Here is a 10,202-nt window from a genome sequence, read left to right as displayed (position 1 = left end):
GTGGATCATTCACAAAATATTGCCTGTACTTTTCCCTAAGAACTGTGTCGTAAAGGTCACTCACACAGTAACATGGCTATCCCATGAATAAATGTTATTGTTCCCTTATCTGTTCAGGGAAATGGGTTTTTAGAAATCCTCTCCATACTTCATATTCCTTATAGTATTTGGCATTTAACCATACCTCATATTCAGTTTTAACTGATTTCAGATTCTGCACTTACAAAAGTAGTATTATGGATTTTTATACACGGAAATTTATCATTTTTGTCTGTTATATTTCAGGCAATAAACGTTGATTCCCCTTGAAACTGAAATACAAATAGATTATGCAGAAACCAAATAGGTTATATAGTGTGGTTTTTTATAACTTAACAATGGAGTTAAGGTATTACATTATAAGAAGGCTACTGATATTAATACCTACATTGTTCGGTCTAATATTGCTGACCTTCATACTGCTACGTGCGGTTCCCACTTCGGATTTAATTGCTAGTTTCATATCGCAAAAAGCTGACGCCCAGGAGAGGATTATTGAAAAGAAGGAGGCCATTGCATTTCTGGGACTCAATCAGCCTTTGCCTGTTCAGTTTCTGTATTATTTAAACGACATAATACACGGGAACCTGGGAGTGATGTATACAACTTTTTACACTGGTTCAGTTATGGGGGGAATTGAGAAATTTTTGCCATTCACCCTTGAGCTTGCGATTGGTTCCGTAATTTTATCCATAATAATTGCCATTCCCCTGGGTACTTACATTGGCGCTAGGCCAAACTCACCTTCGGATGCTATAGGCAGAATTTTCTCGCTTGGAATTTATGCTATGCCTGTTTTCTGGCTGGCGATCCTCGCTCAGATGATATTTGGGAGAAACATAGGCGTGCTTGGATCATACGGGCTTCCTATAAGTGGCGAAGGATATCCTTCCACAACAAAGGTTCCATGGATAGTGAACAATGTATCAGAACCGACTCATATGCTTCTTGTAGACGCGCTTCTCCATGGCAATCTTACTATAGCATATAGTGCCTTCATACATCTTATTCTCCCGGTGGCAGTCCTAACTCTAAGTATATTGGCTGGTTTGTTAAGATTTATAAGGGCCGGCATGGTTGACACAGCCAATCAGGAATTTGTAAAAACTGCAAGAGCAAAGGGTGTTCCAGAAAAACTTGTATTAAGAAGACACGTAAGGAAAAATGCTCTTTTGCCCTCTGTGACTGTTATTGGTCTGTTGATGGCCGGGCTATTAGGTGGAGTTGTTGTGATTGAAGATGTCTTCGACCTTAGAGGAATGGGAAGACTGACTCTGGCAACTATAACTGGATTGAACATTCAATTCTACGGAGTGGCCGGTACAGTACTGTTCTTTGGGATAATTCTTATGATTACCAATTTGATAGTTGATGTAGTATATGCGTTCCTCGATCCGAGGATAAGGTATTAGGGTGAAATAAATGCAGTCAACAGTTAGTATTTTTAAAAGATCAGGAGTGCAGAAGAAGAGGAGACCAAAATTAGAAGATTTCAAAGCAACGATGAAGCTTGTTTTGAAAAACAAGGTTTCATTGACTGGTCTCATCATAACGTCAGTTTATTTTATATTGGCTTTAATGGATTATGTGTATCCACAGTATCTTGGGGCAGGACCAGGTATTGTTACATCCATGACTCGCTTTAACGGCGGATACTTAGGTACAGGTTATCCACATGGTCCCACTTTGAATGGTGGATGGTGGTATTATCTAGGGACGACTTATGCAAACATACCATTATTTCCGGCAATTCTTTCCGCTCTATATATAGACCTGGGATACAGCCTTCTGATAGTCTTAAGTGGTGCAATAATAGGTATATTCGTAGGTACAATCTCTGCATACTATGGCGGCTTTTGGGATGAATTGATGATGAGAATTACCGATATATTTTACAGTATCCCATTTCTTATAATGGCCATAGCATTTACCACTATACTCTCATACAGTCTTGCAAAAGCTCATGCACCGATTAATGGTTTTTCATTGATAGCATTGGCACTTATAATTATCTGGTGGCCAACATATGCAAGGTTAACCCGTTCGATTACCCTGTCAATTAAGTCATCCAGATTCATAGAGGCTGCAGTTGCATCGGGATCATCCAAGCTCAGAAATATATTTGTTCACGTAATTCCAAATGTACTTTCACCAGTCTTCGTGCAAATATCACTGGATCTTGGTTCCATAGTTCTTATATTTGCCACTGTTGAATACCTGGGTTTAGGAAATGTGATTAAGGTAACTCAATATACTCCTGAACTGGGTGAGTTAATTTCACAGGGTCAGACATATCTTCCATTCGGCATATGGTGGCCGGTATTTGTACCGGGGCTGTTCCTTCTAATCTTCACAGTAGGGGTGAATATTCTAGGTGATGGATTGAGAGATGTACTTGATCCCAAGATGAGGAGGTAAAAAGATGATTACTCAGGAAGAAAACATAAAGGAAGTAAGTAAATCTAAGCCATACATAATAGTGAAGGATCTTGTAACTCAATTCTTCACGTCAAAGGGTATAGTTAAGGCTCTTGATAAGGTCAGTTTTGAGATATATCCTGGAGAGATTTATGGTCTCGTTGGAGAGAGCGGGTGCGGAAAGAGTGTCACTTCAACTTCCATAATGGATTTGATTCCAGATCCACCAGGAAGAATAATGGGTGGCGAGATTTTCATAGACTCTTTCAATATTCTGTCAGATTTGAAGAGCCTTGCAAAAATTAGAATTAGAAGTGAGACTGATGTCAAAATCAAGAGAAATAAAAGGGCAAGCAAGAGGCATAATGAGATTCTATCCCAGATCAGGGGAAACAAAATCTCAATGATTTTCCAGGAGCCATTTCTGGCACTGAATCCAACAATGAGGATTGGAGATCAAATAATGGAATCCATCCTTTTGCATAATATACTGAGCATAAGTGACGGCATTATTAAGAGGAATAATCTGAACAGTAATGATCTTGATAAATTCTTAAAAAACCTCAAAAGTGAAAATGATGATATAAGAAAGAAAAAAGTCATAAACAACTTTGTTACAGAATTTGGAATTCAGGAGTTTGAGGAAAGTCTGAGATCATTGATTGAGAATTCAACTGATGATTCCTATGTTAAAACTGAAATTATAAATATGATACAGGAAAACAAGAAAAACACTGACATGAAATTGATTACTGAAATAAGGGAATACTACTATTACAGGGATCAGATGTTTCAACTTACCCTTGAGGAAATTCAGGCTGAAAGAACTGGGGAAACAGCAGTCAGAAATCAAAAACATGAACAGATAAAGGCCCTGAGGAAATACATAAATAACAGATTCTTTGTGCTTAGGATGAAATTAAGGTTTGCTGAAAAACACTATATGGCTCCATTCAGAAAGGAGGCTAGGAGAAGAGCAATCGAATTGCTATCTCTTGTGAACATTGCAGGCCCTGAAATTGTAGTTGATTCATATCCTCATGAACTTTCAGGTGGAATGCAGCAAAGGGCAATGATAGCAATGGCATTGGCATCAAATCCAAAGATGCTAATTGCAGACGAACCAACAACCGCTCTGGATGTTACAACCCAAGCTCAAATTCTAGAAATTATAAAGGATCTCAACGAGCTTATAGGAATGGGTGTTCTCTTCATAACGCACGATCTGGCAGTTATAGCTGAAATGTGTGATAGAGTAGGCGTTATGTACGCTGGAAATTTGGTAGAAGAGACATCAACAACGGAAATATTCAACGATCCAAAGCATCCTTATACTGTGGGTTTGATGAATTCAGTTCCAAGAGCGGATCGAAAAAGAGAAAGAGAGATTCGTTTGGACACCATTCCAGGAACTGTTCCAAACCTCATAACTCCTCCAAGTGGATGTCGTTTCCATCCAAGGTGTAAATTTGCAATGGATATTTGCTCACTGAAAAAACCAAAGCTGGTTGAAATATCTCCTCAGCACAAGGTTGCATGTTTTCTATATTCAGACGAGTCAGAGGTGGATTAAATGGATGACGCAAAAACATTACTGTACGTTTCAAATTTAACAAAATATTTCCAGATATCTGGGGGAATTGGAAGGAGAAAAGGTTATGTGAAGGCTGTAGATTCTGTTACTTTTTCATTGATGGAAGGCGAAACTTTAGGGGTTGTTGGTGAAACAGGATGCGGAAAGACAACTCTCGGCAGGAGCATTTTACAATTAATAAAACCAACTTCAGGAGACGTATTCATAGATGTCCCAGAAGATGTGATGAAAGAAGTGATGGAGATAGACAGAAGGCTCTCTCTCTTCGATGAGGAAAGCATGGAATCAGATGAATACAGGGACCTGAAAGATCGCTTTGACGAAATCGCAAAGGAATACTCCCTTACAAGAATGCATCATCACAAGTTAAAGGAATACAGAAAGATTATGCAACCTGTCTTTCAAGATCCATTTTCATCACTTGACCCAAGAAAACTGATTAAGGATTCAATTGCAGAACCAATGAAACTTCTAACAGACATGAGTCAAAATGAGATTCTTGATAAGGAAATTAGCTTAATTTCCGAGATTGGATTGAGTGAAGATCACTTATACAGGTTCCCTCACGAGTTTAGTGGGGGTCAGAGACAGAGAATTGGGATTGCGAGGGCAATATCCATTGAACCAAAACTTCTCGTGCTGGATGAGCCGACCTCAGCTTTGGATGTTTCAGTTCAGGCTCAGATATTGAATATATTGAAAGAACTTCAGGCTTCCAGAGGCATTTCATATGTGTTCATAAGTCACCATCTGAGCGTTATAAGAATGATGGCTGATAGGGTGGCTGTAATGTACCTCGGGAAGTTAGTGGAACTTGCTGAAACAGAGGAGCTGTTTACGGATATGCTACACCCATATACTAAAGCACTTCTTTCAGCAATACCTATCCCAGATCCTGCAATTAGGAGAGAGAGAATAATCCTGGAGGGTGAAATTCCAAGTCCTGCAAACCCACCAAAGGGTTGCTACTTCCACCCAAGATGTCCAGTTGCCATGAAAAATTGTGGATGGTCACCGAGGGATCTGATAAACCCAATCAAGGAAATGCTTGATCCCTATAGAAATCAGGAAGCTTCATCCTTACCCGAGATAATAGAGATAGTTTCTGATGAAGAAGAAAACATAATAGAGCTAGTATTCAAGGAGGGACAGGAATTTGATAGGGAGAATGTGAAGGAACAGATAAAACAAATGCTCCTAAAGGAATCAGCCAAAAAAGGCGGAGTAAAGTATTCAGCGGTAGAATCTGTGGACTTTTCTGAGGAAGGAACCATTATAATATCATTACTTGAATACGATACGCCAACCCTCAAAGAGCCAAGAAAAGGTCATTTTGTCTCCTGCCTCCTGTACGATTACAATTACTTTGACGAAAAACAAAAGGTTAATGATGATGCAGGGAAACAGACAAAAACCAAAATTAACTTCTAGGGATAAAAGAAGGGAAAATTCGAGATGGGCTCTCTCTTCAAAGGAATTATCCCGAAAGGAAATTTTTCTTTATATCTTCTCAGATTTCATAAGATACAGTTATTTTTTTTCAATTCTCTTCTTTAATCTTGTAATTGTATTACTGCAATCCTACTACTCTTCGTCATACCTTAGAAAAATGCTCTTATATGCATATCCCTATAATATTTTTGGTGGCCTTTATGAAATATATTTTGTATTTGCAATTGGTACAATAGAAATTTTACTATTTTACTATGAGATCACATTTTATCTTACAAAGTTAAGAAAAAAAATCTATGGGGAAACTTATTAGAAATTTTAAACCTGTTAATTATGTCCAAAGAGGCAAGAGCTATATTGAAAATTTCCTTGGACCGAGTTTTCCACTACATGATCTTCACTGTCATATCCATCAGATGAAAGTTTTTCCTCAACTATTTTCAGCAAATATTCAAAATAATATGTAAAAAACTAATTAATTTAGAAGATGATCTTAAAATCATTCTGTTTACGGAATCAGTGGATTCATTATATAATGGTGGAATAATAAACCTAAAACTTAAATATCTCTTTTTTGTTTATCAAGAAAATCGGAGGAAAAAAATGACGGAAAATAGTGCTAATGGACCCGCATCTCCCTCATTCACACCACCATCTGGTGGTGGAAAGGCGAGGTTGATTGCAATAATAGTGGCCATAGTAATAGTAGTCTCAGTCGGAGGATTTGCAGCATATGAGTTGGTACAAAAGCCAACTGCAAGTGTAACAAAATCATCCAATCAGGCGGTTTCAATCGAAGTGAATTTCCATGCTGCCTTGAAGTCTGTGGTCTATAACTTTGGAGATATGCAAGCTGGTACAGTAACATCCAGTGGTGTAAGTAATGGTGTTTATGCTGACTTAAGCACTGGATTGTTATATTTGAACCATACTTATAGTGAAGGTGGTACCTTTATACTTACTGTTCAGCCGACCTTTTCCAATGGAACAGTAGGACCAATATATGAAAAGCAGTTGGTTACGGTCTCACCAAACCTGATATCATCAACCGAATCTGCCGGACTTCTTGCTGTTAACACAAGTGCATCCACAGGTCTGATATCCTCATTCACATCCAACAACATATTCACCCCAGGTGCTAAGATATCTCTTTTGGTAGGTTACTTCACAGAACCTTCAAACACTTCTTACCAGGTATACAAACAGGTTGTAACTCCATTCTTCAATGGAACAGCACAGCCTTCAACCACATTCAACTATGGATTCTACCAGGGTTCCTATGTCCTTAACGCAACAAACGCAACCATGACCATATCAACTCCATCAAAATCCACATACGTAGTAGCAGAGGTTGCTACATATACCGGTCTGGTTAATGCAACAACTGGAGCCGTTAAAAATTCAACGTCTATAATCACATACTACAATTACCTTACAGCACCTTCAAGTGAAGTAGCTGTACTTCCTGTTGTTACACAGCCCACAAAGGCTCACGGTACATTCACAAATGCTGAACTGGAAACTGGTGGTTTTAGAACTCTTGACCCACAGCTAGCCTATGATACAGTCAGTGATGAAATACTCGCAAACACATACCAGCAGCTGACCATTTACAACGGTTCAGATGTAAGTGGTTATTCTCCATATCTTGCAGCCTTCCTGCCAACCCCTGGCCACGGAATTAACACGCATTACCACAACTACACAGTCCATGCAACCACTGCACAGGGCGCAAGTGGAAACTTCAATTACGCCGTAAATGTGACACCTGGTGAAAACTACACATGGACAATAAGGGCAAACGCAACCTTCTGGAACGGTCAACCAGTTACTGCCTATGATGTGTATTACTCTCTTGTGAGAGATCTCTTATTCACATCTAATGCAAACAACCCCGGATGGATCATAGCCCAGTATCTGTTACCTGGTAACTATTATGCATCTAACACATACTATAACATAACCCAGAACCTAACATACAGCAACACGACTAACCAGGTATTTATGCACTTCCAGAAGCCGATGGCTGAAGCGCTGGTTTACCAGATATTCTATACATCTGGAACCTACATAACAAGCGCTCAGTGGTTAATTGAGCACGGTGCAGGAATAACCTTTACACCCGCTGGATTTAAAGCTTACATAAACCAGGCATACCCATCAGATTACAACACCTATGTGGAGTTCCATATAGATGCAAACGGACCATACACCCTGTTCTCCGAATCTCAGGCGGCAAAGGTTGTTCTGCAGGTCAATCCTAACTTCACGTCTCCAAATAAGTGGGTTCTCTACCCATCATATGAGTACATCGTGATAGAATATATCGCAGAGCCCTCTACCACATATCTGGATCTTGAGAGCGGTGCCTCCCAGGCCGCTGGTATACCTACTTCATCATGGAATGAGGTTCAGGCATTGCAGAAGGCTGGAAAGGTCAATGTTGCTAGTGGACCATCCATAGATATATTCTGGTACAATTTCAATGCGAACGTTAATCTCACTATGGCTTCAGCAGCCACACCTGGAATAAATATGCCATTCGATATGTTCACCTCAATACACGCCAGAAGAGCCTTTGCATTTGCATACCCACACGACTTCTACCTTAACCAGGATGTTGGTAATGCACTGTTTAACACGCAATTTGCAGTTAACTATGCCGGTATGATACCTGATGGTATGATAGGTGGAGTTCCATTTTCACAACTCAACAACTCAGCAAACCAGTCATGGCTCTCACAGGATGGTATATCATACAACATGGCTGCAGCTATGTCAAACTGGCAGGTATTCCTTAAACACTGGAATAACAATTCCAACATACAGAGTCTTGGTATGACCATAACCAAGAACAGTGCTGGTGACTATATTTACAAGGGAGCTAAACTGGATATACCCATATACATATTCTCTGCCGATCCAGTGGATCTTAACGGAGCAACTGCCTGGGGCAGCAATCTGTCTAAGATAATAACTGGAGCAAGCTTCCCTGTTATACCCACTGCGTTCCCAACACTGCTCGGAAACCAGGTACAGGGACAGAACCCAATGCCAATATACTTACTTGGCTGGGCTCCAGACTATCCATTCCCAACAGATTACCTGAACCCAATGGCAAACCCATTGAACACAACCACATACCCAGGACCAAACGACTTTACACCCTGGTGGTTCGGCTACAACACATCAAACCCATACCACAATGTAACTGAGGCCATGATAATGAAACAGATGCTTGCAGATTATGCAAACGGTACAAACCAGGTAAGCACACAGGCTGCACTGAAGTACTTCTGGATGGAAAACAGAGACCTCATAAACATGACATACTACGTATACACGGAACAGGCTAACGAATTCCTTGTACTCTCATCAACGGTGAACTTCACTCAGGCAGAAGCGTACCAGATGAACACGGTTTGGTTCGGTGCTTACTATCTGTACAACGATATGGCTCCGGCAAGCTGATAATAAAAATTTTTTAATTTTTTATACTATTTTTTAATAACCTGATGTGCAAAATTTAATTTTCATTCTTTTAACTGAAATTTTAATGACACCGTTCATTGTTTACGTGGTTGTTTACGTTTCAAAAAACTATTCTAAAATGAACAATGTTTCCATATCTGTTGTCCTGTTCCTGTTATCAATGATGTCCGGTATGTTGAACTCCATTAATTATTACATCATATTTCCCAATGGTTTTATTAATAATGTTGCTGCCTTCAATATTTCAATGTTTGAAATGTCTGTCATTCTTTCATATCTTCTTTTGGAGGGTTTTAACGGCAATTTAAGGACCATGAATCCTTCTCACGCAAAATGGTTTGCAGTTCTTGTTGGCTGGAATGAGGTTTCAATGGCCTTTCTATTATACACTCTTGCCTATGGTTTTGGAACCCGGGGAATCTATACCAACGCATTAAACCTCATAGGTGCATCTGTCACAAACTATCTTTTTCTAATTCCAATGATAATAGAGATGTTATTTGTGCTACTTCTTAGGATTCACGGTGGAATATCCAGAAGAATTATGGAATCAGTAATATTGATGCAGCTTGCAGATCCTGCCCTGATAGGTAATTCAATCTATGTAACCTATGGTTCTGTGATATTCTCCATAGTTATGATTCTTGTAATATATTATGTATTTTCCTACGCATTTAAGAATAGAAACGAATTGACAGGCAACTGGAAGAGGGAGCTTAACTATTTCATATTCATACTTGTTCTATCAATTCTGGGACTGATAGAACCAATTCTGATCAGTGGCGCATTCGGAATAAAGTGGCTCATATTTTCCATTTCAATGGTTGCTTCAATGATATATTACTTTACTATCTCCTTCAAGGTTTTTGATTTTCCGGATTACCATAGGAGAAAGAACAAGGGTGAGGAGATTGTGGTACCGATTTAATTGGAATCTAAAATTTAATCAATTTTAAAACAGCATGGGTTATTAATTCCGGATCTCTTCAACTCTTTGGGGGTAAGTTATAAACACTCATTCATTTTCATTTTGTGAAATCAGAGGAACTTTTCAGGAAGCTTCTAATATAGCGTTTCCTAATTATACTTGCAATATCATGCTCCTATTCCACCTGGCATCTCATCCATCCTGTATTTCCACGTGAAGACAACAGGTTCGCTGTTTGTCTCTTCTATGTAACTTAGAATCCTTTTTTTCAGGTCTTCC

6 protein-coding genes and 2 pseudogenes are annotated in these 10,202 nt (G+C 39.2%); all 8 read left to right on the top strand.

Going from position 1 to position 10,202, the window contains the following annotated elements:
- Positions 1–377: 377 nt before the first annotated feature.
- The 8 genes and pseudogenes from ACNF42_RS07910 to ACNF42_RS07875 all read left to right on the top strand — a co-directional run bounded on the left by ACNF42_RS07910 (position 378) and on the right by ACNF42_RS07875 (position 9,923).
- A complete protein-coding gene (locus ACNF42_RS07910) occupies positions 378–1,451 on the top strand; it encodes an ABC transporter permease (RefSeq protein WP_443340217.1) in 1,074 nt (357 codons plus the stop codon).
- Between the two features lie 10 nt (positions 1,452–1,461).
- Complete coding sequence (locus ACNF42_RS07905; protein WP_443340215.1) at positions 1,462–2,457, top strand: ABC transporter permease; 996 nt, start codon at positions 1,462–1,464, stop codon at positions 2,455–2,457.
- A gap of 4 nt (positions 2,458–2,461) precedes the next feature.
- Positions 2,462–2,974, top strand: a pseudogene (locus tag ACNF42_RS07900) (ATP-binding cassette domain-containing protein); the annotation flags it as partial.
- A 438-nt stretch (positions 2,975–3,412) separates the two neighbouring features.
- A pseudogene (locus ACNF42_RS07895) lies at positions 3,413–4,030 on the top strand (ABC transporter ATP-binding protein); the annotation flags it as partial.
- Entirely contained in the window at positions 4,031–5,482 is a 1,452-nt protein-coding gene (locus ACNF42_RS07890) for an oligopeptide/dipeptide ABC transporter ATP-binding protein (RefSeq protein ID WP_443340213.1), read from the top strand.
- Positions 5,445–5,816 (top strand): hypothetical protein, encoded by a 372-nt coding sequence (locus ACNF42_RS07885; RefSeq protein ID WP_443340212.1) that lies wholly within the window; start codon positions 5,445–5,447, stop codon positions 5,814–5,816. The genes ACNF42_RS07890 and ACNF42_RS07885 overlap by 38 nt, the downstream gene beginning before the upstream one ends.
- A 290-nt stretch (positions 5,817–6,106) precedes the next feature.
- Positions 6,107–8,974: an ABC transporter substrate-binding protein gene (locus tag ACNF42_RS07880; protein ID WP_443340211.1), complete on the top strand. Its 2,868-nt coding sequence runs from the start codon at positions 6,107–6,109 to the stop codon at positions 8,972–8,974.
- Between the two features lie 85 nt (positions 8,975–9,059).
- Positions 9,060–9,923, top strand: a complete 864-nt coding sequence (locus tag ACNF42_RS07875) for a hypothetical protein (RefSeq protein ID WP_443340210.1) — start codon at positions 9,060–9,062, stop codon at positions 9,921–9,923.
- Positions 9,924–10,202: the final 279 nt, after the last annotated feature.

It is taken from the genome of Cuniculiplasma thermophilum (assembly GCF_052315355.1).
In the GTDB taxonomy this organism is placed as follows: domain Archaea; phylum Thermoplasmatota; class Thermoplasmata; order Thermoplasmatales; family Thermoplasmataceae; genus Cuniculiplasma.
This window is presented reverse-complemented; position numbering and strand designations above follow the sequence as displayed.

Coding starts and splice junctions, on each gene's coding strand:
- ACNF42_RS07905 (WP_443340215.1), top strand. CDS start 1,462: ATGCAGTCAACAGTTAGTATTTTTAAAAGATCAGGAGTGCAGAAGAAG.
- ACNF42_RS07885 (WP_443340212.1), top strand. CDS start 5,445: ATGCAGGGAAACAGACAAAAACCAAAATTAACTTCTAGGGATAAAAGA.
- ACNF42_RS07910 (WP_443340217.1), top strand. CDS start 378: ATGGAGTTAAGGTATTACATTATAAGAAGGCTACTGATATTAATACCT.
- ACNF42_RS07875 (WP_443340210.1), top strand. CDS start 9,060: ATGACACCGTTCATTGTTTACGTGGTTGTTTACGTTTCAAAAAACTAT.
- ACNF42_RS07890 (WP_443340213.1), top strand. CDS start 4,031: ATGGATGACGCAAAAACATTACTGTACGTTTCAAATTTAACAAAATAT.
- ACNF42_RS07880 (WP_443340211.1), top strand. CDS start 6,107: ATGACGGAAAATAGTGCTAATGGACCCGCATCTCCCTCATTCACACCA.